The following is a 24,139-nucleotide window of genomic DNA, read 5'->3' as shown; positions in this document are numbered from 1 at the left end:
TACCCCTCACCCTGCCCTCTCCCTCCGGGAGAGGGTTCCCCGCGCCTTTTCTTGACGGGACAGCTTCAACCGACAGGCCGCTCGTCGGCGATGACCTTTCCATCGTTCGGCAAGGCCCCCAGCGGCAGTATCTCGACGGCGCCGCGCAGCTTGGTGATCTGCTGCAGGCTGGCCGACACGGCATCGACCAGCCCGGCCGGCTCGGCATAGATCTCCGCCTTCAGCGTCATCGTATCGACCTCGTCGGCACGGCCGACCACGAGCCTGAGCTTGTGGATCTCGCTATGGCGCCTCGCGATCTCCGCGACCTGCTCGGGTCGCACGAACATGCCCTTGATCTTGGCGGTCTGGTCGGCGCGGCCCATCCAGCCGCGGATGCGGGCATTGGTCCGCCCGCAGGCGCTGGCGCCGGCCATCACCGCCGTGAGATCGCCGACCGCGAGGCGGATCTGCGGGTGATGCGGGTCGAGATTGGTGACGACGATCTCGCCGACCTCGCCCTGCTCCACCGGATCGCCGGTGCCCGGCCGGACGATCTCGACGATCAGGTTCTCGTTCAGGACCATGCCCTCGCGGGCAGATGTCTCATAGGCGATGATGCCGACATCGGCGGTGGCATAGAGCTGATAGGCATCGACGCCGCGCTCGCGCACCCAGGCCTGCAGCGAAGGCGGGAAGGCCGCGCCCGACACCACCGCCCGCTTGATGCAGGAGATGTCGACGCCGCGGCTCTCGGCCGCCTCGATCAGGATCTTCAGGAAATCGGGCGTACCGGCATAGGCGCTCGGCCGATAGGCGGAAATCACCTCCATCTGCTGCTCGGTATTGCCCGGCCCGGCCGGAATCACCGCGCAGCCGAGCGCGCGCGCGCCCGAATCCATGATGAAGCCGCCGGGCGTCAGATGGTAGCCGAAGGTGTTGAGCACGATGTCGCCGGCCCGGAAGCCCGCCGCGAACAGGCCGCGCGCCGCGCCCCAGGGATCGGCATCCGTGCCTTCGGGCTCGAAGATCGGCCCGGGCGAGGTGAAGAGCCGTCCGAAGGCCCCGGGCTCGCCCGGAACGAAGCCGCCGAAGGGCAGAGCCTGCTTCTGCAGGGCCGGCAGATCGGCCTTGCGCAGCACCGGCAAGGTCGAAAGCGCGTTGCGGTCGGTGATCTCGGCCGGATCGATCCCGGCCAGCCGCCCGGCATAGGCGGGAGTCTTCAGCGCGGCGGCGAGCACCGCCGGCAGCCTCGCGAAGAGATCGGCCTCGCGGGCATCCGGCGAGCGGGTCTCGAGAGCGTCGTGATGCTCGGTCATCGGTCTCGTCCTCGGATCACGCATTCACGTCGTTGCGCTCGGGCATCACGACAGCCACCGCTTGCGGCGCTTATAGCTCTTGACCTCGCGGAACGACTTCTTGTTGCCCTCGGCGACGCCGAGATAGAACTCCTTCACATCCTCGTTCTCGCGCAGCATCTTCGCCTCGCCGTCCATCACCACGCGGCCGGTTTCCATGATGTAGCCATAGGTCGCGTAGCGCAGGGCCATGTTGGTGTTCTGCTCGGCGACGAGGAAGGACACGCCCTCCTCCGCATTGAGCCTGCGGACGATCTCGAAGATCTCCTCGACGATCTGCGGTGCCAGCCCCATCGAGGGCTCGTCGAGCAGGATCATCTTCGGCTTCGACATCATGGCGCGGCCGACCGCGCACATCTGCTGCTCGCCGCCCGAGGTGTAGCCGGCCTGCGAATTGCGGCGCTGCTTCAACCGCGGGAAGAGTTCGTAGATCTTTTCGAGATCGCGCTTGATCGCGGCATTGCCGTCCCGGCGGGTGAAGGCGCCGGTCAGCAGGTTCTCCTCGATCGAGAGATGGCCGAAGCAGTGCCGGCCTTCCATGACCTGGATGCAGCCGCGCCGGACCAGCTCGTTCGGCGACATCTTGTCGACGCGCTCGCCCTCGAACACGATCGAGCCCTTGGTGACCTCGCCGCGCTCGGCCTTGAGCAGGTTCGAGATAGCCTTCAGCGTCGTCGTCTTGCCGGCCCCGTTGGCGCCGAGGATCGCGACGATGCCCTTGCGGGGAACGTGCAGCGAGACGCCCTTGAGCACGAGGATGACGTGATCGTAGATCACCTCGATGTTGTTCAGCGACAGGATGTTGTCGCTGGCAGGCGTGGTGGCGGTCGGCTGGTCGAGTGTTGCGGTGGACATCTCGCGCTCCTTCCTTCTCCCCTCCGGGGGGAGAAGGTGGCCCGGCGTCAGCCGGGTCGGATGAGGGAAGGACGGATGAGGGGAGTGCGAGACTTCCCTCATCCGTCTGCTTCGCAGACACCTTCTCCCCCGAGGGGAGAAGGGTCAGATCACGACGACTTCTCGCAGGCTTCCGTCCGCTTCGGCCAGTTGCCGGCCTTATCGGCATAGTCCTTGGCGTTGGCTTCGATCAGCGGCCGGACCTCGTCCTTCAGCGGATCGAGCCAGTCGCCCTTCTTGGTCCATTTCGTGCCGTCCCACTCGGCGACAAAGGCCTTGTGGTGGCCGTTGTGATCGCCGCAGGCGACCTTCACCGGCGCGGCGAAGCCCTCCATGCCAAGCTCCTTGAGCCGCGCATCGGTGATGTTGAGCGTCTCGAGACCACGCCGGACGTCCTCGCCGGTGACGACCTTCTTGCCGCTGATCGTCTGCGCGTTGCGGATCGCCTCGGCGACCAGCATCGAGTTGTAGACGCCGCGATTGTAGAGGTTCTCGCCGACCTTCTCCTTCGGCGCCAGGCTCTTCCCCTTGTCCACGACATGCTTGATGATGTCCTGGATGACGGGGAAGTTCGCTCCGGCCTGATGGAAGTTGAGCGACTTGTAACCCTTCGCCTCGGCACCGCCTGCGCGGGCGTCGTCATCGCCGCCAGCCCACCAGACGCCGACCAGCTTGTTGATCGGGAAGTTGTTCTTGATCGCCTCCTTGACCGCGGTCGGGTTCATCGCGCCCCAGCCCTGATTGTAGAGGAAATCAGGCCGGTCGCGGCGGATCGAGAGCCAGAGCGAACCCTGGTTCTGCATGTCGGCGGCCGCGACGGGGTAGAGCTTGACCTCGAAGCCGTACTTCTTGGCAAGGTTCTCGAGCACCGGGATCGGCTCCTTGCCGAAGGGTGCGTCGAGATGGATCAGGCCGAGCTTCTTGCCCTTGAGCTTGTCCATGCCGCCGAGCTCGTTGGCCATGTGGCGGACCATGATCGAGGCGCCGTCCCAATAGGTCAGCGGCGGATTGAACACCCACGGGAAGGTGTTGCCGTCGGCCGAGGCCGAGAGGCCATAGGCCATCGACAGGATCGGGATCTTGTCGATATGGGCGCGCGGGATCGCGGCGAGCGTCGCGCCCGTCGACCACGGCGAGTAGATCACCGTGTTCTTCGACTTGGCCTGCTCGTAGCACTCGATCGACTTCTTGGTGTCATAGCCGGTCTCGCATTCCTCGAAGACGATCTTGACGCCGCCAATGCCGCCGTCACGCTCGTTGATCATCGCGAAATAGTCGCGCATGCCGTCGCCGATCGGCGTGCCGGAGCCCGAGAACGGGCCGGTGCGATAGGCGTTGTTGGCGACATAGATCGAGTCCTGCGCGTTCGCCGGAACGCTCGCCGCTGCGAGCAGTGCCCCGAGAGCCGCGCCCTTCATCAGATGGCTTGTCTTCATGGGTGTCATCCTCCGTTCGTTTCCCCCGGTGGTGGCGTCAAGGCCCCTCCGGTCTGCTCTTGTCCGCGTCCTTGAAGGCTGACGCGGATCGTTTCTTGGGCGCGTTCCCCTAGCCTCAATAGGGAAACGGCCACGTCCGCAATTTCTGCTTCCCGATCTGCCAGAGCCGCGCCAGACCATGCGGCTCGACGATCAGGAAGATGATGATCAGCGCGCCGACCAGCATGAAGGTGACATGTTCGGCGGTGGCGCCCGACATCGGCACGCCCAGCGCGGGCAAGCCGAATTTCATGATCGTCGGCAGGCTGGCAATGAAGGCCGCGCCGAAGAAGGAGCCGATCAGCGAGCCGAGCCCCCCGATGATGACCATGAACAGGATGTTGAAGGAGAGGCGGATGGTGAAGACATCGTTGGCTTCGCCGCCGCCATACCAGAGGAAGATCATCATCGCCCCGGCGACGCCGGCATAGAAGGACGAGACCGCGAAGGCGAGCAGCTTGGCGTTGAGCAGCTTGATGCCCATCAGTTCGGCCGCGATGTCCATGTCGCGCACCGCCATCCAGGAGCGGCCGATCTTGCCGTGGACGAGGTTCGAGGCGAACCAGGTCATCACGATGACCAGGCACAGGCAGACGAAATAGCGTGTCTCAGGCGCGGCCGAGGCGCCTGTCACGGGAATGCCGAACAGCAGGCGCTGCGGCACCTCGATCGCGCCCGAGGCGTTGTAGTTGAACAGCCAGGGCACGCGCACGAAGGCCCATTGCAGGAAGAACTGCGCGGCCAGCGTCGCGACCGCGAGATAGAAGCCCTTGATGCGCAGCGACGGCAGGCCGAACAGCACGCCGATCGCTGCCGAGAACAGGCCCGATACCAGGATCAGCACGATGATGTTCACGCCGGGGAAGGCCGTCGTCATCTTGTAGCAGGCATAGGCGCCGACCCCCATGAAGGCAGCCGTGCCCAGCGAGATCAGCCCGGTATAGCCGGTCAGGATGTTGAGCCCGATCGCCGCCAGCGAGAAGACGAGGAAGGGGATCATCACCGAGGTGATGAAGAAGTCGTTGCCGATCAGTGGGATGCCGATGAAAGCGATCAGCAGGATCACGGCGATGCCGATCCGGTCCTGCCGGATCGGGAACACTGCCATGTCGGCCTGGTAGGTGGATTTGAACTGGCCGGCCTCGCGGTAGAACATGTCCCGGCCCTCAAATCCGCTCGATGATCTTGTCGCCGAACAGACCCTGCGGCCGGAACAGCAGGAAGCCCAGCGCGATGAAATAGGCCAGCCAGCTCTCGATGCCGCCGCCGACCAGCGGTCCCCAGTAGAACTCGCCCATCTTCTCGCCGATGCCGATGATCAACCCGCCGATGATCGCGCCGGGAATCGAGGTGAAGCCGCCGAGGATCAGCACGGGCAGCGCCTTCAGGGCGACGATCTCGAGCGCGAAGGAGACGTCCGAGCGCGCCCCCCACATGATGCCGGTGATCAGCGCGACGATGCCTGCGGTGAACCAGACGATGACCCAGATCTGGTTCAGCGAGATGCCGACCGAGAGCGCCGCCTTGTGGCTGTCGGCGACCGCGCGCAGCGCCCGCCCGATGCGGGTGTACTGGAAGAAGGCCGCGAGCACCGCGATCATCACCGAGGCGATGATGGCCGCCGCAATGTCGATCTTCTGCAGGGAGACGAGCCCGCCGAGGATCTTCAGGTCGACGGCGCCCTTCGGCAGCCAGAGCTGGTCGGCGATCATCTGCTTCGGGTTGCCGCCGAAAACGGATTCGCCGAACCCGATCAGGAAATAGGTGATGCCGAAGGTCGCCATGAACAGGATGATGTCGGGCTGGTTGACCAGCGGCCTTAAGACCACGCGCTCGATCGCCACCGCCAGCAGGAACATCACGCCCAGCGTCAGGATCACCGCCAGGAAGGCCGGCACACCCTTTTCGTAGAGCCCGACCAGCGTCAGCGCCGCGAACACCACCATGATGCCCTGGGCGAAGTTGAAGACGCCGGACGCCTTGAAGATCAGCACGAAGCCGAGCGCGATCAGCGCGTAGAGCACGCCCGAAACCAGCCCTTCCCAGACCGTCTGGGCGAGGAGATCGGGGGCGGCGACCATCTGGTCGAACGGATCGATGAAGATCTTGTGGAGCGTACCTGAGCCGTCGAGCCGCGCGCCGAGGGTCGCTGCGACGACGATGGCGGCGAGGATCAGCCCGGCCTTGATCCAGCCGTTGGCGAGGAGGTTCGGCACGGGCCGCACGGCGACGTCGCTCATGGCTGAAAGCCCTCACCTGGAATGAAGCCCCCAGCGTCATTCCGGACAAGCGGCGAAGCCGCGCCGATCCGGAATCCATCGAAGGGCGCCAGCGCTCTCGGATGGATTCCCGGTCTCCGCTGCGCTGCGCCCGGAATGACGGCGGGCATTTGCAAGGTACGCGGGAATGGGAGGGTCGCCATCAATGCGCCACTCCCAGATAGGCATCGATCACCTTCTGGTCGGCCTTCACCTCGCTGGGCGTGCCGTCGGCGATCTTGCGGCCGTATTCGAGCACGACGACGCGGTCAGAGAGGTCCATGACCACGCCCATATCGTGCTCGATCAGGGCGATCGTCGTGCCGAACTGCTGGTTCACGTCGAGGATGAAGCGGCACATGTCCTCTTTTTCCTCGAGGTTCATGCCGGCCATCGGCTCGTCGAGCAAAAGCAGTTCCGGCTCCATCGCCAGCGCCCGGCCGAGCTCGACGCGCTTCTGCAGGCCATAGGGCAGCTTGCCCACCGGCAGCTTGCGGATGTGCTCGATCTGCAGGAAGTCGATGATGTCCTCGACGACCTTGCGATGCTCGATCTCCTCGTTCATCGCCGGGCCATGGCGCAGCGCCTGCCAGAAGAAACCGCGCTTCATCTTGAGGGTGCGCCCGGTCATGATGTTGTCGAGCGTCGACATGCCCTTGAACAGCGCGACGTTCTGGAAGGTCCGGGCGATGCCGGCGGCAGCGGCGCGATGCGGCCTCATCTTGTGACGGCGCTCACCCTTGAAGGTGATCTGGCCTTCCTGCGGCTGGTAGAAGCCGTTGATGCAGTTCAGCATCGAGGTCTTGCCGGCTCCGTTGGGTCCGATGATGGCCCGCACCTCGCCCTTGCGGATGTCGAAGGAGACGTCCGAGATCGCCTTCACGCCGCCGAAGCGCAGCGAGACGTTCTGGACGGCGAGCAGCACCTCGCCCTTCTCGCGGATCGGCTCGCCGGTCACGTTCATCGGTTCCGCGTTCATGCCGCCCTCGCTGGAATCGGGCGCTCGGGCGCGTTCACTGGATAGGTCTTGGCGTCGCGCACTTTGACGCGCGCCGAGATCACGCCCTTGCGGCCGTCCTCGAAGGTGACTTCGGTCGAGATGTCGGCGGCGTCCGAGCCGTCATAGAGGGCGTTCACCAGCGGCGCGTAGCGTTCGGCGATGAAGCCGCGCCGGACCTTCTGGGTCCGCGTCAGCTCGCCGTCATCGGCGTCGAGTTCCTTGTGCAGGATCAGAAAGCGCTTGATCTGCGCCCCGCCCATCAGGGGCTCGGCGGCGAGCGAACGGTTCACCTCGTCGACATGGCCAGCGATCATGTCGTAGACGAGATCGTGCCCGGCGAGCTCCTGGTAGGAGGCATAGACGACGTTGTTGCGCTCGGCCCAGTTGCCTACGGCCGTCAGGTCGATGTTGATCGCCACCGTCGCGAAGTCGCGACCCTGCCCGAAGGCCACGACCTCCTTGATGTTCGGATAGAACTTCAGCTTGTTCTCGATGTATTTCGGCGGGAACAAGTCGCCGTTGTTGAGCTTGCCGACATCCTTGGCGCGGTCGATGATCTTGAGGTGGCCCTCCTCGTCGAAGAAGCCGGCATCGCCGGAGCGGACATAGCCGTCGGCCGTCATCGTCTCGGCGGTCTTCTCGGGGTCCTTGTAATAGCCGCCGAAAATCGAGGGCGAGCGGTAGAGCACCTCGCCATTGTCGTCGATCCGGATCTCGACCAGCGGCGCCGGGCGCCCGACCGTATCGGCCCTGATCTCGCCGTTCGGCTGCATCGTGATGTAGACGCCGGCTTCGGTCTGACCGTAGAGCTGCTTCAGGTTGACGCCGATCGAGCGGTAGAACCGGAAGAGCTCGGGCCCGATCGCCTCGCCGGCGGTGTAGCCGACCTTGATGTTGGTCAGGCCGAAACGGTTGCGCAAGGGTCCGTAGACCAGCACGTCACCGAGCATGTAGAGCAGCCGCCCGCCGAGCGGGACGCTCTCGCCGTTCAGGATCTTCTCGCCGTATTTCTTCGCCACGCCGAGGAAGTAGTGGAACATCTTCCGCTTCAGCGCGCCGGCATCCTCCATGCGGACCATGGTCAGCGTCAGCATGGTCTCGAAGACGCGCGGCGGGGCGAAGGCGTAGGTCGTGCCGACCTCGCGCCGATCGTCGATCACCGTCTCCGGCCCCTCGGGGCAATTGACGCAGAAGCCCGCGACGATCGCCTGCGCATAGGAGAAGACATGGTCACCGACCCAGGCGATCGGCAGATAGGCGATGATCTCGTCGCTCTCGTTCAGCCCGTCGAACTGGCAGCCGATCTCGGCGGCCGTGATGACGTTGTAGTGGCTGAGCATGACGCCCTTGGGCCGGCCGGTCGTGCCCGAGGTGTAGAGGATGATGCCGAGATCGGAACCTTGGCCCGCCTCCATCTCACGCTCCAGCGCAGCCGCGGCGCCGGGATCCGTTGCGAGGTCCTTCCGGCCGGTGGCGATGACCTCGTCGATCGCATGCAGCTTGCCGTGGTCGTAGTCGCGTAGGCCCCGCGGCTCGTCATAGAGCATGTGGCGGAGCTTCGGCAGGCGCTCGGCAATCGAGAGGATCTTGTCGACCTGCTCCTGGTCCTGCACCACGGCGAAGACCGCCTCGGCATGATCCAGCACATAGGCCATCTCGTCGGCGACGCTGTCGGCATAGACGGGCACCGGCACGGCGCCGAGCCACTGCGCCGCCGCCATCGACCAATACAGGCGCGGACGGTTGTAGCCGATGATCGCGACCTTCTCGCCGCGCTTCAGCCCGAGCTTCTGCAGACCGCGTGCGAAGCTGCGGATCTGCTCCGCGACCTCCGCCCAGTTCCAGGATTGCCAGATGCCGAGGTCCTTGTGGCGGAACGCCACGCGGTCTCCCCGCTCTCGTGCATTGCGCAGCAGCAACCTCGGAAAGGTATCCGCCTGGCCGGCGCTTCCGCTTGCCATCGTCCGTCTCCACCCTGAGCGGCCGGCGTACATCGCACCGGCCTTCGTTCGGGCCATTCGGCCCTTGTCGTTGATGCAAGCCTCGCAGCCACGCATGAGCTTTGCAAGGGTGGGCTTGACAGACAATTCGCCTTTTGACGACTATCGTCTTGCGGAGGTGTGCTTGGCGGAATGTCGCACCGAATCGTGATCGTGCCCTGCGGCCCTCGCTGTCATCCCTCGTAGCGCGCCAGCCTCTCGACATCGAGGATCGTCACGCTGCCATGCCCGATCTCGAGCAGGCCGAGATCGGCGAGCTTTTGCAGCCCCTGATTGGCGATCTGGCGCGACATGCCGGCGAGCAGGCCGAGTTCCTCCTGGCTGACCTCGAGCGTGCGGCCCTCATCGGGATAGAGCGTCGGGTTAAACAGCCAGGCCAGGTTGCGCGCCAGCCGCCCGGTCGAGTCGAGCGTGCGCTCGGTTTCGGCGAGTGCGATGAACTGGGCGAGGCGCTCGTTGAACTGGTGGACGAGGAAGCGGTTGAACGCAGCCGAATGCTCGAACAGCCACAGAAAGGTCGAACGCCGCATCAGCGCGAGCTTCGTCTCGCGCAGCGCCACCAACTCGTAGCGGCGTAGCTCGCCCTTGATGACCGTCCCCTCGCCGAACCAGGCGCCGGCGCGCATCCCGGCGAGCGTCGCCGATTTGCCGGTCTTCGAGGTCGTCGACATCTTGACCAAGCCTTCGGCGACCCCGGTCCAGGCCTCCATCCGATCGCCGACATGGCAGATATTGGCGCCCTTGCCATAGCTCCTGAACGAGATGCCGCGCCGGGCCTCTTCGAACTCCTCCTCGGTCAGGCCTCGTGACCAGGCGGCGATGCGTCGCAATTCCTCGGGCGAGATCACAAGCTGCTCATTACCAATTGGCGGGGCCGTGCGGCGGAAGTGAGAGGACACCATGCCGGGCTGCCGGGGCAAGAGCGACTTTTGCCGACGGTTAGCCTGAAGCCGGCGACGCGGTGGCCTGCCGCACCTTACCGTCATGGTCGGGCTTGTCCCCACCATCCACGTCTTCCTCCGACGAAACCTGAATTCGCGACGTGGATGCTCGCCACAAGGGCCAGCACGACGGTGCCGCTTCGCCCTGGCATTGCAACGCGCCGGCTCACGCCGCGATTTGGCCTCGTTTTCGGGCGACGCAGGGCCGCCCGATGGCGCACCGGGACGGCTTGGTTCACCATCCGTTAACCACGTCGCATCAGCTTCGATACATGCAAAGGATGTCTGTCTCCATGCAGCGGCTCGTCCGTCACGCTCTGCTCGGGCTCGCCGGCTGCCTCGGCCTCGCGGGTTTTTCAGCGCCGGCCGCCGCGCACCCGCATGTCTTCGTAACCGCCCGCGCCGAGATCCTCTACGCGCCGGACGGCACGGTGCGGGCGCTGAAGCACATCTGGAGTTTCGACGAGGCCTATTCGGCCTATATCACGCAGGGCCTCGACAAGAACGGCGACGGCAAGCTGACCCCGGACGAACTCGCCGAGCTCGCCAAGGTCAATGTCGAATCCCTGCCCGATGTCGGCTTCTTCACTACGGCCAAGGCCAATGGCAAGACGCAGGAATTCGGGACACCCGCCGAGGCCGGCCTCGTCTTCGAGAACAAGACCCTGACCTTGACCTACACGCTGCCGCTCAAGGTGCCGGCCCATGCCAACCGCTCCTTCGGCATCGAGATCGGCGACCCCAGCTATTTCGTCGCCTTCGACATCGTCGATGCGCCCGACGCCGTGATCACGCGCGACGCCCCGAAGGGTTGTATCGTGCGCGTCGCCCGCCCGCCCAAGCTCGATCCCACCATCCAGCAGAAGCTGGCGCAGGAGGACGTCACCGCCACCCCCGACACCAGCGGGCTGCAGGTGACGACCCGCGCGCTCGTCGCATGTCCTTGAGCTGAAGATGTCGCTGAGCGCGCCGCGTAACGCCATGATGCCCTGGCCCGCATTGTCGCGCCGGCTGATCATCATGGCGCTCGCTATCGCCGTCGTGGCCGGCGGTTTCGCGCTCCTTGCTGCCGCGATCGCCGCCTGGAGCCCGCCACCGCCCCCACCGCCGCGCAACCCCTTCGGCGTTCCGCTGCCGCGCGAAGCCGCACCCGCGACGACCGGCATCGCCGGAATGATCCTCGCCTGGCAATCGGCCTTTTACCGCGAGCTGACAGCGACCCTGAAGGCGGTGACCGCGAATCCCGCCGCGCTCTGGGGCCTGCTCGGCCTCGCCTTCGGCTATGGCGTCTTCCATGCCGCCGGCCCCGGCCACGGCAAGGCGGTGATTTCCGGCTACATCGTCGCGGACGACCGCAGCCTGCGGCGTGGGCTCGCCTTGAGCTTCGCCGCCGCCATTCTGCAGGCGCTGGTCGCGATCGCGCTGGTCGGCACACTGACGATCCTGCTGCGCCAGACCGCCCAGACGATGGCCGTCGCCACCGACATCGTCGAGCGCGCGAGCTTCGCCCTGGTCGCACTCGTCGGCGCCTTCGTGCTCTGGCGCAAGGCCGGCGCATTGCTGGCGCTGGGCCATGGCGCGCAGGTGCATGACGCCTCCTGCGACCATGTCCATATGCCAGGTCCGGACGAGATCGCTGGCTTGCGGAACTGGCGCGAAATGGCCGGCGTCGTCGTTGCGGCCGGTCTGCGCCCCTGCGCCGGCGCCCTCATCATCCTGGTCTTCGCAGCATCGCAGGGTCTGCTCTGGGCCGGCATCACCGCCACCTTCGCCATGGCGCTCGGCACGGCCCTGACCACGGGAGCACTGGCTGCGTTCGCCGTCTTCTTCAAATTCGCGGCGCTCAGGCTGGCGGGAGGCTCCTCGCTCAGCGCCGCAAGGATCATCGCCGGTCTGGAACTCCTCGCCGCCGCTTTCGTCGCCGTGCTCGGCGCGGCCCTTTTCCTCGGCCTGGCGCTGAGCGGGCAGGGAAGCTGAGCCTCCCTGCGTCAGGCGCACTGCGCAGGCGCGATGCCCGCGCCGCCGGCACTTCACGGCGGCCGCCTTTTGCTTAGACTGCCCCGCGCCGGATCGAGGCACGCCTCTTGCGTCGCGCGGCCGTCAACGAAAGGCCTACCCACTTGACCGAACCCTGCGAACTCAGCGCCGTCGAGGCTCGCGCCTTGATCGGCACCAAGAAGCTTTCCGCCACCGAACTGCTCGAAAGCTGCATCCGACGCATCGATGCCGTCGATCCCGCCGTCAACGCCATGGTCGCCCGCGACGACGAACGCGCCCGCGCCGCTGCGAAGGCGGCCGACGCTGCGACCATGCGCGGCGATCCGCTGCCCGCCCTCCACGGCCTGCCGCTGGGCGTCAAGGATCTGGAGAACGTCGCCGGCCTGCGCACCACCTATGGCAGCCAGCTCTACGCCGACCATATCCCGGCCGAGGACCAGCTCATCGTCGCCAAGACCCGCGCCGCCGGCGCGATCGTCATCGGCAAGACCAACACGCCCGAATGGGGCGCCGGCGCGAACACCCGTAACGCCGTCTATGGCGCGACCGGCAACCCGTTCGACCCGATGAAATGCGCCGCCGGCTCGTCCGGCGGCTCGGGCGTTGCGCTGGCGACGGGCATGGTGCCGATCGCGACCGGCTCCGACACCGGCGGCTCGCTGCGCAACCCTGCCGCCTATAACGGCATCGTCGGCTTCCGGCCGACGCCGGGGCTGGTGCCGAGCGACAAGCGTCCGCTCGGCTGGAACCCGCTCTCGGTGCTCGGCCCCATGGCCCGCACCGTGCCGGATCTCTGCCTGCTGCTCTCGACCATGGTGGGCGACGACGCGGCCGATCCGCTCTCGACCACGATCCACGGCAAGACCGTCCGCCGTGCCGAGGATTTCGCGCGGCCCGCGGCGATCGACCTCGCTTCGCTCAAGGTCGCGGTGACGCCGGATTTCGGCTTCGCCCCGACCGAAAAGCACATCCGCAAGGTCTTCGCGCAGAAGGTCGGCGCCTTCTCCGCGCTCTTTGCCGCCGCGGAGGAAGCCACCCCCGACTGCTCAGGCACCGACGAGACCTTCGAGGTGCTGCGCTCGGTCTCCTTCCTCGCCGGCATGTATGAGCGGGTGCGCGACACGCCCGAGCTGGTCGGCCCCAATGTCCGCGCCAATGTCGAGGAAGGCCTGCGTTACGGCGCGCTCGACATCACCCGCGCCCTGAAGCAGCAGACCGCGATCTACCTGAAATGGCAGAGCTTCTTCGAGGACTACGACGTCGTCCTGTCGCCAGCCGTCACGCTGAGCCCGCGCCCCTGGTCCGAGCTCTATCCCGCCGAGATCGACGGCAAGCCGACCCGGACCTATTTCCATTGGCTCGCTTTGGCCTATGCGCCGACGACGGTCGGCCATCCCGCGATCTCGCTGCCCGTCGGGCTCGACGATCACGGCATGCCCTTCGGTCTGCAGATCGTCGGGCCGCGCGGCGGCGACGCCAAGGTGCTGGCGGTTGCGGCTGCTCTGGAGCAGGCTCTCGCCGGCGATCCGCTGACCGCGAGGCCCGTGCCCGACATCGCCAAGCTCGTGGCCGGGCCGCGCATCAGCGACACGCCGGGTTTCATGGGCTTCGACTGAGCCGATTGCGCCGCGCGCAGGGGCCGCAGGCCCGGACGACAGAAACGTCCAAGACAGGCGTCGCTGCGCGCGCGTCCCATGCCGTCATCATGCAGAACACAGGGGGTTAAGTCGATGAAGCGTCGTACATTTCTGAAGGGGGCGACTGCCTTGGCCCTGGCCGGGCCGGCCGCGATCGGGCGCGCCTCCGCACAATCGGCGACCACGCTGAAATTCGTGCCGCAGGCCAATCTGACCGCGCTCGATCCGGTCTGGACGACGGCGACCGTGACCAGCAATCACGGCTACTACGTCTACGACACGCTCTATGGGCTCGACCTCGCCGGCAAGCCGCAGCCGCAGATGGTCGAGAGCCATCTCGTCGCCGCCGACGGCAAGAGCTGGCGCTTCAAGCTGCGCGACGGGCTCGCCTTCCATGACGGCGCCCCCGTGAAGGCCTCCGACGCCTTGCAGAGCCTGAAGCGCTGGGTCCAGCGCGACCCCTATGGCCAGCTTCTCGCCAAGGTCATCGAGTCCTCGGCCGCCGTCGATGACAAGACCCTCGAGATCAAGCTGACGCGCGCCTTCCCGATGATGCTCGATGTGCTCGCGAAGGCGGATTCGCCGCTCTTCATCATGCCGGAGCGCCTGGCGCAAACCGAGGCGACCAAGCAGATCACCGAGGTCATCGGCTCGGGCCCCTATCGCTTCATTCCGGCCGAATACGTCTCGGGCAGCAAGGTCGCCTATGAAAAGTTCGAGGACTACAAGCCTCGCAGCGAGCCCCCCAGCCGCAATGCTGGCGGCAAGGTCGCGAACTTCAAGCGCATCGAGTGGCAGATCCTGCCCGACCCGGCGACGGCCGCCAACGCCCTGATCAAGGGCGAGGTCGACTGGTGGGAGCGCCCGCTCAGCGACCTCCAGCCGATGCTGGCCAAGAGCCCCGACATCACCCGCGAGGTCACCGACGAATCCGGCCGCGGCGCGATCATGCGGCTCAACCACCTGCACCCGCCCTTCAACAATCCGAAGGTGCGCGCCGCGGTCCGCATGGCGGTGAACCAGGAGGACTACATGCGCGCCACCCAGGGCGACGACACCTCGATCTGGAAGACCTCGCGCAATCTCTGGTTCCGGGGCACGCCCTATTACGACGGCGAGCTTGAGGACCTGATGCCGCAGAGTGTCGACAAGGCCAAGGCGGCCTTGAAAGAGTCCGGCTACAACGGCGAGAAGGTCGTCATCATCAGCCCGACCGATTTCCCCGATATCGGCCCGCTCGGCGACGTCACCTACGAGCTGCTCAAGAGCATCGGCATGAATGTCGACTTCGTCGCGAGCGACTGGGGCACGGTGATCCAGCGCCGCAACAGCCGCGAGCCGGTCGAGAAGGGCGGCTGGAGCATCTTCCACACCACCGGCTCGGCGATGGGCTGGAGCAACCCGGCCCTGTCCTATCTGGTGCGCGGCCAGGGCGCCAAGGGCTGGTTCGGCTGGTATGACAGCGCCAAGGCGGAGGCGTTGGCCGAGGAGTGGCTCTACGCCCCCGACGAGGCCTCGCAGAAGAAGGCCGCCGCAGCGCTGGGCCGTCTGGCGCTCGAGGACACCGCGACGATCCCGCTCGGCGTCTTCATGATCCGCACGGCCTATCGCAAGAGCCTGACCGGCATGCAGAAGGGCTCCGCGCCCTATCCGTGGGGCCTGAAGCGGGTGTGAGGAACATCGCCTGAGTTCGGAACCGCGCCGTCATCCCGGATGGAGCGCAGCGGAACTCCGGGATCCATCGTAGAGAACTGAGCTCTATGATGGATCCCGGGCCGACCGATGGCCGCCCGGGATGACGGCGCGTTCACGCGCTCGATGTTGAGACGCTCTCACCCCTTCGCCGCCACCGCCGCCGACCAGGGCGAGATCACGTCGCTGATGCCCTCGGCGCCATCGGCATCGACGCGGATCAGGTTGGGGCAGGCGAAATTGATCGGCAGCACGCCATGCTCGACGACGACGAGCGGGCCGGCCGCCTCCAGCGCAGCCAGAGTCTGCGCCGGTAGCCGCAGATCGGCGCTGGTCTGGTCCGGGCCAGATACATCGATCCGCGGCAGATGCGCCGCCTGTTCGAGACCGAACTCGCAATCCACGGTCCAGGCCAGCATCTGGTAGACGCTCGCGAGGATGCGCCGCCCGCCGGAGGAGCCGCCGGCATAGCGCGGCCAGCTTCCATCCTTCGGGGTCACGATCACCGGGCACATATTGCAGAGCGGCCGGGCGCCGGGCGCGATCGCATTGGCGCTGCCGGGCCGCGGATCGAACCACATCATGCCGTTGTTCATCAGCACGCCGGTGTCGGGCAGCACGACGCGGCTGCCCATCGAGGAGAGCAGCGTCGTCGTGACGCTGACGAGATTGCCTTCGCCGTCGACGACGGTCAGATGGGTGGTACAGGTGTCGCCCGGCTCCTTCGCGGCCTGAGCCGCACCCAGACCTTCGAGGCGGCTGGCATAGGCCTCGCGCATCACCCGCGAAAGCGTCGCGAACCACTCGGCATCGGGGCCCGCGGGGCCGGGCTTGTCCGACGCCATGCCGGCGACCACCGCCTCCAGCGTCGGCGCGGCGGTCAAACCGCCGGCGGTGTGGACAAGGTGAGTGCCGCGCCAGTCGATCGTCGGCGCGTCTCGAACGATAGCCCGGCAAGCGGCGAGATCCTCGGCATCGACCACGCCGCCCATCGCCTTGATGTCGGCCGCAAGCCGCCCGGCCAGTTCGCCGCGATAGAAATCGTCGAGCCCGGCCGAGGCGAGGCGCTCCAGCGTCGCGGCGAGATTGCCCAGGCGGAAGAAGCCGGGCTTGCCCTGATAGGGCGGCACCGGCGGCAGGCCGTTCGGCAGATAGATCCGCGCGCTCTCCTCATAGAGCCGCAGCACCGATGCCGAGGAGGCGATCTTCAGCGTCGTATACCAGTCCTGCGCGAGGCCCCGCCTGGCCAGCGCGATCGCCGGCGCCAGCAGATCGGCGACAGGCATGGCCGTGCCGAAGCTCTCCTTCAGCGCGGCGTAGCCCGCGACTGAGGACGGTATGACGAAGGAGAGCGGGCCGTGGATGTTCACGTCGCCGACGACCTCGGGCCAGGTGAACAGGTCCTTCTTCATCTCGCCGGTCAGCGGATAGTCGGCCGGGTTTGCCCGACGCGGCGCGACCGGCCCGAAATCCACCACCTTGGCCTGCGTCTCGTTCGCCTTGAGCACGACCGCGAAACCAATACCACCGATGCCGCTGTTCCAGGGCTCGACAGCGGCGAGTGCGAAACAGGCAGCGACGGCAGCGTCCGCCGCATTGCCCCCGGCCTCGAGGATCGCTGCGCCGGCCTCGGCCGCCTCACGGTTCTGCGACACGACGATGCCGTTGCGCCCGCTCGCCATCGGCTTGCCGAGGTTCCAGTTCTGCGTTCGGTAAGGCACCTCTTTGACAACGCTCATCGGCGACAGCTCCCCATTAGGCCCGAGCGCGCCGCGACGCCGCCGGACATCGGCGGGGCCGCGACGCGATTTCGAAGATATATGACAGAGACCAAGGACGATTGCGCCCGCCGGATTGGCCGGGGGGCATGTCGAAGTGGCATGTCGGCACGGCGCTGGTTAGGCGCGGCGCGCTGCCTCAGCGCCGGTTCTGAGCCGCCGCCTCCTGTTTGCGCTTCGCCTCATCGTCCATCAGCTCGTACCACATCGCGTTCAGCACCGCGAAAGCGGCGGCGAGCGGCAGGCCGAGCAGCCAGGAAAAATACCACATAGCGTTCGTCCCTTCCGGTTTCAGTAAGCGTGGCCGGATTCGTCGCGGATCGCCTGCTCCTCGACCTTGCCCCACAGCACCCGGTAGACCCAGCTCGTGTAGGCCACGACGATCGGCAGGAATATCGCGGTCGCGACCAGCATGATGAACAGCGTCAGATGGCTGGAGGATGCGTCCCACACCGTCAGGCTCGCCTTCGGCTGGGCCGAGGAGGGCAGGATGAAGGGGAACATCGAGACGCCGACGGTCGAAATGATCCCAAAGATCGAGATCTTGCTGGCCATCAGTGTCGCAACCTCGCCGCGCCCGCTGCGCTGGCCGAGATAGGCCCCGGCCGCGCCCAGGAAGCCCAGCGCGGGCGCGATCAGCAGCCAGGGCCGGGCGGCGTAATTGGCGAACCACGCCTTGCCATCGAGCGCGACGGACTTCAGCAGCGGGTTGGAGGGCCCCGTTGTGGTGACGGGGCTGGTGATCCTGTAGCCGTCGACACCGAGCCAGAGCCACAGGCCGCCCAGCGCGAAGAGCACGATCGTCGCCAGCGCCGCCAGGCTGCCATAGCGCCGGGCGCGCACCGAGATCTCACCCGAGGTCTTCAGCATCAGCCAGCCGGCGCCATGCATCGTCAGCATCGCCACCGACAGCAGCCCGCAGAGCAGCGCGAAGGGATTGAGCAGGCCGAAGAACGTGCCGTCATAGAAGATCCGCAGATCGTCATCGAGCCGGAACGGCACGCCCTGCAGGACATTGCCGACCGCGACGCCGAAGATCAGCGCCGGCACGAAACCGCCGATGAACAGCGCCCAGTCCCAGTTCCTGCGCCAGGCCGCGCTCTCGCGCTTGGAGCGATACTTGAAACCGACCGGCCGCAGGATCAGCGCGGCGAGGATCGCGAACATCGCGAGATAGAAGCCCGAGAACGACACCGCATAGAGCGGCGGCCAGGCGGCGAAGATCGCCCCGCCCCCGAGGATGAGCCAGACCTGATTGCCCTCCCAGACCGGGCCGATCGTGTTGATCACCACGCGCCTTTGCACGTCGCCCTCGCCGACAAAGGGCAGGAGGATGCCGACGCCGAGATCGAACCCGTCTGTCACGGCGAAGCCGATCAGCAGGATGCCGAGCAGCAGCCACCAGATCAGGCGCAGCGTATCGTAGTCGATGAGCTGATGAAGGATCATGATGACATCACTCCGCCGCGACGAGGTTTGCGGGAACGAGGGCTGCTTCCGGCTCGTGGTCAGGTTCCGGCCCCTTGCGGATGGCGGCCAGCATCAGCTTCATCTCGATGATCAGCAGCACGGTGTAGATCGCGACATAGCCGATGATGGTGGCGAGCACCGTGCCGGCGCCGAGGCTGGAGACGGCCGCCGCCGTCGGCAGCACGCCCTCGATGACCCAGGGTTGGCGCCCCACCTCCGCGACGAACCAGCCGCATTCGATCGCGATCCAGGGCAGCGGGATCGACCAGACCGCGATCCGCAGCAGCATGGGATAGCGGTCGAGCATGCGCCGCGCCGAGAGCACGAAGAACACGGCCGTCAGCAGGATGAAGAACATCCCGAGGCCGACCATGATGCGGAAGGTCCAGAACAGCGGCGCGACCATTGGCACCGTATCCCAGGCGGCCTTGTCGATCTGCTCCGGCGTCGCCTTGCGGGGATCGTCGACATAGCGCTTGAGCAGCAGCCCGTAGCCGAGCTGCGCGCCGTTGTCCTCGAAAGCCTTGCGGACATCATTGGGAACCGCCGCCGTGCTGCCTGCCGCCCTGATCTTCTGGAGCGCGTCGAAAGCGGTCACGCCTTGACCGATCCGGACCTTGGCGAGTTCGACCAGTTCCTTGATGCCCGGCAGTTCCTGCGTCAGCGAGCGCGTCCCGATCAGCCCCATCACGGCGGGGATGCGCACGGCGAAATGCGTCTCGCGCGCCTTGTCGTCGGGGAAGCCGAATAGCGTGAAGGCAGCGGGAGCAGGCTCGGTGTGCCACATCGCCTCGATTGCGGCGAGCTTCATCTTCTGATGCTCGGAGGAGAGATAGCCGCTCTCGTCGCCGAGCACGACGACGGACAGTGAAGCCGCCAGCCCGAAGGAGGCAGCGACCGTCATCGAGCGCTTGGCGAGTTCGAGATGGCGCCCCTTCAGCAGGTACCAGGCGGAGATGCCGAGCACGAAGAGCGAGGCCGCGACATAGCCGGCCGAGACGGTATGGACGAACTTGGCCTGCGCGACGGGGTTGAACAGCACCGCGGCGAAATCGGTGATCTCCATCCGCATCGTCTGTGGGTTGAAGGCCGCGCCGACCGGGTTCTGCATCCAGCCATTGGCGATCAGGATCCACAGCGCCGAGAAGTTCGAGCCCAGCGCCACGGCCCAGGTCGCGGCGAGATGGCCGATCTTCGAGAGCTTGTCCCAGCCGAAGAAAAACAGCCCGACGAAGGTCGCCTCGAGGAAGAAGGCCATCAGCCCTTCGATGGCGAGCGGCGCGCCGAAGATGTCGCCGACATAATGGCTGTAATAGCTCCAGTTCATCCCGAACTGGAATTCCATGACGATGCCGGTGGCAACGCCGAGGACGAAGTTGATGCCGAACAGCGTGCCCCAGAACTTGGTCATCTGCCGCCAGATCACCCGGCCGGTCATGACATAGACCGTCTCCATGATCGCCAGCAGGACCGAGAGGCCCAGCGTCAACGGCACGAACAGGAAGTGATAGAGCGCCGTCAACGCGAATTGCAGGCGCGATAGCGCGACGATATCGAGGTCCATCTGTGTCCTCCCCTGCCACCCATATCCGCCAGCGCCGCGGGACTGCAGCGCCGGCAAGGAAATCCGCTCTCAATCCGGCCGCAGGGCGGCGAGAGCCGCCGCGTAAGCAGGCTCGCCACGCCGCAACACACTCAGAATCTGCCCGCGATCCATGACGATCAGCCGGTCGGCATGCTCGGCCTCGCGCCGGATATGGGTCGCGATGACGACGCAGCGCCCTTCACCGGCGATGCGCAGCCGGGCCATCACGTCGCGCGCCGTCGCTCCGTCGAGACCTTCGGTCGGCTCGTCGAGCAGCCAGAGCGGCGTGTCGCGCAGGAACAGCCGCGCCAGCGTCAACCGTCGCGCCTGGCCGCCGGATAGCCCGAGCCCGTTCTCGCCCAGGCGCGCAGCGAGCCCCTCGGGCAGCGCCTCGACATCGGCTCGCAGGCCGGCGGAGGCGAGGGCAGCCAGCAGCCGCGCATCATCGGCCGCCGGATCGGCCAGCCTCAGATTGTCGCGCAGGCTGTCCTGGAAGAGTTCGCTGCGCTGCGTCAGCAGCGTCGCCGGCAGGGCCTCGACCCCTCCGCCCGCCGGCTTGATCTCACCGGCGATGACGCCGAGCAGCGTCGATTTGCCGGCGCCGCTCGGCCCGACGATCGCGACGGTTTCGCCCCGCCGCAGCGAGAGCGAAATCTCGGCGAGAACGGGGAGCACCGCGCCGTCCGGCCGAACCGCGACACCATCCAGCCGGGCAGCCAGGCCCTGCACGGACGGAGGAACGCCGACCGGGGACGCCTCGGCAGGCGCCAGCCTCGGCCCGAGCCGCCGTGCCGAAAACAGCGTGCGGCCGAGTTCGAGCGCGCCCCGGCGCAACGCCGCGAAGGGTTCCAGCGCCGCCAGCGCGACCAGGACGGCGAGCGCCGCGACCGGCGCCCCGATCCGCCCTGTCTCGGCCAGCGCCGCCACAGCCAGCAGCGTGCCCGACAGGAGCGAGGCCGAGGCCAGGCCGAAACCAATGCCGACCCCGGTCTCGATCCGATTGAGGGCGTCGTCGCTCTCGGCCTGCCGCCGGTCGTCCAAGGCCAGCGCTGCGCATTGGGCCGGGAGGCGCCCCGCCATGGCGAGGTCGGTCTGCCCCGCGACGAGATCGATCGCCCGCGCCCGCAGCGCTTCGCCCGCATGGGCCCGCCGGCGCGCCGGCTTCAGCGCCCATACCGCCGCCGTGATGGGAAGCCCGAGACCGGCGAGCAGCAGCCAGGCGCCCGCAGCGAGACCCAGCGCCGGATGCAGCAGCGCCAGCGCCAGCGCGACCATGGCCGCCGTGCCGAGCGCCGCGGCCATCGGCACCAGGACGCGCAGATAGAGCGAATCGAGCGCATCGATATCCGCCGTCAGCCGGAACAGCAGCCGCGCGGGGCGCCTCAGCAGAAGGCCCGCCGCCCCGCGCCCGGCCCAGCCGCGGAACAGCCGTTCGCGCAGCCCCGCCAGCAGGCGCAGGGTCGCGTCATGCGTCACCAGCCGCTCGCCGTAGCGCGAGGCCGTGCGGCCGAGCGCCAGCAGGCGGATGCCGGCCGACGGCGCGAAGACGTCGAAGGCCAGCGCCGTCGCCGAGGACAGCCCGGCGATCGCGGTTGCCGTGATGAACCAGCCCGCCAGGCCAAGCAGCGCGACGCCGGCCAGCACCGTGACAGTGGCGAGCAGCGCGCCGCCCAGCAATGCGCCGCGGCGCTCCGCGACGAAGACCGCGAGGATGGGCCGGAGATGCCGGAACGCAGCCGTCATGCCGCGCCCTCCAGCCTTTCGAGATCGAGCCGGACGACCCTGTCCATCCGTGCCGCCAGCACAGGATCATGGGTCGCGACGAGAAGCGTGCGCCCGGCCGCGAAGGCGAGCAGCCGCTCGGTGATCTCGCGCGCCGTGCCGGCATCGAGATGGGCCGTCGGTTCGTCCGCGAGGATCAGCCCGGCCAGGGGATTCGCCACGCCGCGCGCCAGGGCGAGCCGCAGCCCCTCGCCGCCGGACAGGCCAGCGCCGCCTTCACCGATCGGGGCGCCAGGCTTTGCGGCCGCGAGGTCGTCGAGCGCCGCCATGCGCAGCGCAGCGCCGACATCCGCAGCCCCGGCTTCCCTGCGCCCGAGCGCGACATTGCCGGCCAGCGTTCCAGCGAAGAGATGCGGACGCTGGCCGACCCATGCCATCCGCCGCCGCAGCCCTCCCGCGCTCTCCGGCCCGAGCCTGGTCCCGCCAACGCTGATCTCGCCGCTATCCGCCGGCGCGAGGCCGGCAACGAGGGCGAGCAGCGTCGATTTGCCCGAACCGCTGGGCCCGAGGATCGCGACATGCTCGCCGGCCGCGACCCGGAGATCGAAGCCGTCGAGAACGGGCTCGTCCGTTCCAGCATGACGAAAACACAGATTCTCGATCCGCAGATCGACGGCGCCGCCTGCCGCTTCGCGCTCCATCCCGGTCGCGCCGACCAATGCGAGCCCATCACGCGACAGGCCATCAAGCGCCGCGATCGCGGCTTGCCCCGCGGCGCGATCATGCCAGACCGAGGACAATTCGCGCAGCGGCTCGAAGAAGGCCGGCGCCAGCAGCAGGATGAAGAGCCCCTCGCTCAGGCCGAGCCGCCCGCCCCAGGCGCCGAAAGGCAAGGCATCGAGCAGATGGAAGCCGACATAGACCGCGACCAGGGCGACCCCGAGCGCGGAGAACAGCTCCAGCACCGCCGACGACAGGAAAGCGATGCGCAGCACCGCCATGGTCCGAGCGCGCAGATCCTCCGCATTCGCCCGCAGCCGCATTGCCGTGGCATCGACGGCGTCGAGCGCGCGGATCGTGGCGAGCCCCCGCAGGCGGTCGAGCAGGAAGGCGTTGAGGTTGCCGGTTTCGGCAAGCTGGGCCTCGCTCGCCGCCTTGGCGCGCCAGCCGATCAACGCCATGAAGATCGGTATCAGCGGCGCCGCCAGCAGCAGCACCAGCGCCGCGACCCAGGACAGCGGCAGCACGGCACAGAGGATGACGAGCGGCACCGCCGTCGCCTTGAAGCGCGCCGGGGCAAACCGCGCCAGATACGGCACCACCGCCTCGGCCTGTTCTGCAACGACGCTGGCCGCGAACCCAGAGGCAGGCCGGTCCCGGTCGAGCGGCGAGCCGGCAGCCAGCGCCGCGACCGCCTCCTCGCGGCGCCGGGACAGGCTGGCCCGCGCGATCAGGAAGGCCTTTCGCCCGCCGAGGGCTTCAAGCGCAGCGCGCGCGCAACCGAGCATCAGCACCCCGGCTGCCGGCAGCAATGCGTCCCGCCAGCCGGCCCCCTCGGCGATGCCGCCGATGACGAAGGCGATCAGCGCGGCCTGCGGCAGCCAGAGCAATGCGCCCCCCGTCTGCATCAGCATGGCGGCACGGCTGCACTGATCCGCAGCCATCGGGGCGGAAGCGCGCGCGACCGCTGCCGTCATGACGCCGGAGCCTTCTCGGTGGGCCGGCGTGGACGGCCGATCGAGACGATCCTGTCCTTGACCTCAAGCAGCTTGGTGACGCGTGCACCGAGCCCCAGCAGCATGGCGAGTCGATCCGTTTCGAGCGTCTTGACGTCGTCATACCACGTCGTTAGCTGTTCAATCAGCCCGTGCATCTCCGCCATCCGGGCCTGGGCGTGCCGCTCAGCCTCGTCGGTGGGATGTTGCATCAGGATTTCGCGCAGCACCGACAGCGTCGGGTCAACCTCGCGCTTCTTCCGCTCCTCGGCCAGCGTGCGCAGGATCTGCCAGACATCATCGGGTGTCGTGAAGAAGTCGCGGCGGTCACCCGGCAGATGCTTCAGCAGCACGAGGTTCCAGGCCTGCAATTCGCGCAGGCCCATCGAGACATTCGAGCGGGAGACGCCGAGGCTTTCGACGATGTCGTCCGCACAGAGCGGCTCGGAAGAAAGATAGAGCAGCGCATAGATCTGCCCCACAGTCCGGTTGATGCCCCAGCGACTGCCCATCTCGCCGAAATGCAGAACGAAGGCCTGGGTGAGCGGCGAAAGTTTCATCGACGTTCCGGTCAATCTGAATTTTCAGAAATTTCTGAAATTCATGTACGCTCAGAAATGGCGCATCGCAAGCTGGA

The 24,139-nt window shown here is 67.2% G+C and carries 19 protein-coding genes; 4 read left to right on the top strand and 15 right to left on the bottom strand.

What is annotated here, in order from left to right; genetic code table 11:
• Positions 1-65: 65 nt before the first annotated feature.
• From AC1RMY_RS21665 to AC1RMY_RS21630, 8 genes are all read right to left on the bottom strand, one after another.
• Complete coding sequence (locus AC1RMY_RS21665) at positions 66-1,298, bottom strand: phenylacetate--CoA ligase family protein (protein ID WP_492868049.1); 1,233 nt, start codon at positions 1,296-1,298, stop codon at positions 66-68.
• Between the two features lie 45 nt (positions 1,299-1,343).
• Positions 1,344-2,192 carry an ABC transporter ATP-binding protein gene (locus tag AC1RMY_RS21660; protein ID WP_492868047.1) on the bottom strand — a complete coding sequence of 283 codons (849 nt, stop codon included), beginning with the start codon at positions 2,190-2,192 and terminating at the stop codon, positions 1,344-1,346.
• 149 nt (positions 2,193-2,341) lie between these two features.
• Positions 2,342-3,667, bottom strand: a complete 1,326-nt coding sequence (locus AC1RMY_RS21655) for an ABC transporter substrate-binding protein (protein ID WP_492868045.1) — start codon at positions 3,665-3,667, stop codon at positions 2,342-2,344.
• 115 nt (positions 3,668-3,782) lie between these two features.
• Entirely contained in the window at positions 3,783-4,862 is a 1,080-nt protein-coding gene (locus tag AC1RMY_RS21650) for a branched-chain amino acid ABC transporter permease (RefSeq protein WP_492868044.1), read from the bottom strand.
• Between the two features lie 10 nt (positions 4,863-4,872).
• Complete coding sequence (locus AC1RMY_RS21645; protein ID WP_492868201.1) at positions 4,873-5,787, bottom strand: branched-chain amino acid ABC transporter permease; 915 nt, start codon at positions 5,785-5,787, stop codon at positions 4,873-4,875.
• A 340-nt stretch (positions 5,788-6,127) separates the two neighbouring features.
• Positions 6,128-6,943 carry an ABC transporter ATP-binding protein gene (locus AC1RMY_RS21640; protein WP_492868042.1) on the bottom strand — a complete coding sequence of 272 codons (816 nt, stop codon included), beginning with the start codon at positions 6,941-6,943 and terminating at the stop codon, positions 6,128-6,130.
• Positions 6,940-8,925, bottom strand: coding sequence for an AMP-dependent synthetase/ligase (locus AC1RMY_RS21635; RefSeq protein WP_492868040.1), 1,986 nt, complete (start codon positions 8,923-8,925; stop codon positions 6,940-6,942). The genes AC1RMY_RS21640 and AC1RMY_RS21635 overlap by 4 nt, the downstream gene beginning before the upstream one ends.
• A 212-nt stretch (positions 8,926-9,137) precedes the next feature.
• Entirely contained in the window at positions 9,138-9,812 is a 675-nt protein-coding gene (locus AC1RMY_RS21630) for a Crp/Fnr family transcriptional regulator (protein ID WP_492868038.1), read from the bottom strand.
• 386 nt (positions 9,813-10,198) lie between these two features.
• Between AC1RMY_RS21630 and AC1RMY_RS21625 the strand changes: the two genes are divergently transcribed.
• From AC1RMY_RS21625 to AC1RMY_RS21610, 4 genes are all read left to right on the top strand, one after another.
• On the top strand, positions 10,199-10,852 hold the full coding sequence (locus tag AC1RMY_RS21625; RefSeq protein ID WP_492868037.1) for a DUF1007 family protein: 654 nt from the start codon (positions 10,199-10,201) through the stop codon (positions 10,850-10,852).
• A gap of 7 nt (positions 10,853-10,859) precedes the next feature.
• Positions 10,860-11,882 carry a nickel/cobalt transporter gene (locus AC1RMY_RS21620; RefSeq protein ID WP_492868035.1) on the top strand — a complete coding sequence of 341 codons (1,023 nt, stop codon included), beginning with the start codon at positions 10,860-10,862 and terminating at the stop codon, positions 11,880-11,882.
• A gap of 143 nt (positions 11,883-12,025) precedes the next feature.
• Positions 12,026-13,519, top strand: a complete 1,494-nt coding sequence (locus AC1RMY_RS21615; RefSeq protein ID WP_492868034.1) for an amidase — start codon at positions 12,026-12,028, stop codon at positions 13,517-13,519.
• A gap of 114 nt (positions 13,520-13,633) precedes the next feature.
• The gene (locus AC1RMY_RS21610; protein WP_492868032.1) at positions 13,634-15,214 is read left to right on the top strand and encodes an ABC transporter substrate-binding protein; all 1,581 of its coding nucleotides are present in this window, start codon (positions 13,634-13,636) and stop codon (positions 15,212-15,214) included.
• Between the two features lie 158 nt (positions 15,215-15,372).
• On the opposite strand, the gene AC1RMY_RS21605 is transcribed toward AC1RMY_RS21610, so the two are convergent.
• The 7 genes from AC1RMY_RS21605 to AC1RMY_RS21575 all read right to left on the bottom strand — a co-directional run bounded on the left by AC1RMY_RS21605 (position 15,373) and on the right by AC1RMY_RS21575 (position 24,062).
• Positions 15,373-16,971, bottom strand: coding sequence for a gamma-glutamyltransferase (locus AC1RMY_RS21605; RefSeq protein WP_492868030.1), 1,599 nt, complete (start codon positions 16,969-16,971; stop codon positions 15,373-15,375).
• 178 nt (positions 16,972-17,149) lie between these two features.
• Positions 17,150-17,281, bottom strand: coding sequence for a cytochrome bd-I oxidase subunit CydX (cydX, locus tag AC1RMY_RS21600; RefSeq protein ID WP_492868028.1), 132 nt, complete (start codon positions 17,279-17,281; stop codon positions 17,150-17,152).
• Between the two features lie 20 nt (positions 17,282-17,301).
• Positions 17,302-18,459: a cytochrome d ubiquinol oxidase subunit II gene (cydB, locus tag AC1RMY_RS21595; protein ID WP_492868026.1), complete on the bottom strand. Its 1,158-nt coding sequence runs from the start codon at positions 18,457-18,459 to the stop codon at positions 17,302-17,304.
• Positions 18,460-18,466: 7 nt separating this feature from the next.
• The gene (locus AC1RMY_RS21590) at positions 18,467-20,044 is read right to left on the bottom strand and encodes a cytochrome ubiquinol oxidase subunit I (RefSeq protein WP_492868024.1); all 1,578 of its coding nucleotides are present in this window, start codon (positions 20,042-20,044) and stop codon (positions 18,467-18,469) included.
• 69 nt (positions 20,045-20,113) lie between these two features.
• The gene (locus AC1RMY_RS21585; RefSeq protein WP_492868022.1) at positions 20,114-21,808 is read right to left on the bottom strand and encodes an amino acid ABC transporter ATP-binding/permease protein; all 1,695 of its coding nucleotides are present in this window, start codon (positions 21,806-21,808) and stop codon (positions 20,114-20,116) included.
• On the bottom strand, positions 21,805-23,484 hold the full coding sequence (gene cydD, locus AC1RMY_RS21580) for a thiol reductant ABC exporter subunit CydD (RefSeq protein WP_492868021.1): 1,680 nt from the start codon (positions 23,482-23,484) through the stop codon (positions 21,805-21,807). Before cydD ends, AC1RMY_RS21585 begins: the two co-directional genes overlap by 4 nt.
• Positions 23,481-24,062: a GbsR/MarR family transcriptional regulator gene (locus AC1RMY_RS21575; protein ID WP_492868019.1), complete on the bottom strand. Its 582-nt coding sequence runs from the start codon at positions 24,060-24,062 to the stop codon at positions 23,481-23,483. The genes cydD and AC1RMY_RS21575 overlap by 4 nt, the downstream gene beginning before the upstream one ends.
• Between the last annotated feature and the right edge of the window lie 77 nt (positions 24,063-24,139).

It is taken from the genome of Allobosea sp. GW822-FHT03F07, from assembly GCF_058801345.1.
The sequence above is the reverse complement of the archived record's forward strand: the minus strand, read 5'-3'. Positions and strand labels throughout refer to the sequence as shown.

Coding starts and splice junctions, on each gene's coding strand:
- AC1RMY_RS21665 (WP_492868049.1), bottom strand. CDS start 1,298: ATGACCGAGCATCACGACGCTCTCGAGACCCGCTCGCCGGATGCCCGC.
- AC1RMY_RS21660 (WP_492868047.1), bottom strand. CDS start 2,192: ATGTCCACCGCAACACTCGACCAGCCGACCGCCACCACGCCTGCCAGC.
- AC1RMY_RS21655 (WP_492868045.1), bottom strand. CDS start 3,667: ATGAAGACAAGCCATCTGATGAAGGGCGCGGCTCTCGGGGCACTGCTC.
- AC1RMY_RS21650 (WP_492868044.1), bottom strand. CDS start 4,862: ATGTTCTACCGCGAGGCCGGCCAGTTCAAATCCACCTACCAGGCCGAC.
- AC1RMY_RS21645 (WP_492868201.1), bottom strand. CDS start 5,787: ATGGTCGCCGCCCCCGATCTCCTCGCCCAGACGGTCTGGGAAGGGCTG.
- AC1RMY_RS21640 (WP_492868042.1), bottom strand. CDS start 6,943: ATGAACGCGGAACCGATGAACGTGACCGGCGAGCCGATCCGCGAGAAG.
- AC1RMY_RS21635 (WP_492868040.1), bottom strand. CDS start 8,925: ATGGCAAGCGGAAGCGCCGGCCAGGCGGATACCTTTCCGAGGTTGCTG.
- AC1RMY_RS21625 (WP_492868037.1), top strand. CDS start 10,199: ATGCAGCGGCTCGTCCGTCACGCTCTGCTCGGGCTCGCCGGCTGCCTC.
- AC1RMY_RS21620 (WP_492868035.1), top strand. CDS start 10,860: ATGTCGCTGAGCGCGCCGCGTAACGCCATGATGCCCTGGCCCGCATTG.
- AC1RMY_RS21610 (WP_492868032.1), top strand. CDS start 13,634: ATGAAGCGTCGTACATTTCTGAAGGGGGCGACTGCCTTGGCCCTGGCC.
- AC1RMY_RS21605 (WP_492868030.1), bottom strand. CDS start 16,971: ATGAGCGTTGTCAAAGAGGTGCCTTACCGAACGCAGAACTGGAACCTC.
- cydX (WP_492868028.1), bottom strand. CDS start 17,281: ATGTGGTATTTTTCCTGGCTGCTCGGCCTGCCGCTCGCCGCCGCTTTC.
- cydB (WP_492868026.1), bottom strand. CDS start 18,459: ATGATCCTTCATCAGCTCATCGACTACGATACGCTGCGCCTGATCTGG.
- AC1RMY_RS21590 (WP_492868024.1), bottom strand. CDS start 20,044: ATGGACCTCGATATCGTCGCGCTATCGCGCCTGCAATTCGCGTTGACG.
- AC1RMY_RS21585 (WP_492868022.1), bottom strand. CDS start 21,808: ATGACGGCTGCGTTCCGGCATCTCCGGCCCATCCTCGCGGTCTTCGTC.
- cydD (WP_492868021.1), bottom strand. CDS start 23,484: ATGACGGCAGCGGTCGCGCGCGCTTCCGCCCCGATGGCTGCGGATCAG.
- AC1RMY_RS21575 (WP_492868019.1), bottom strand. CDS start 24,062: ATGAAACTTTCGCCGCTCACCCAGGCCTTCGTTCTGCATTTCGGCGAG.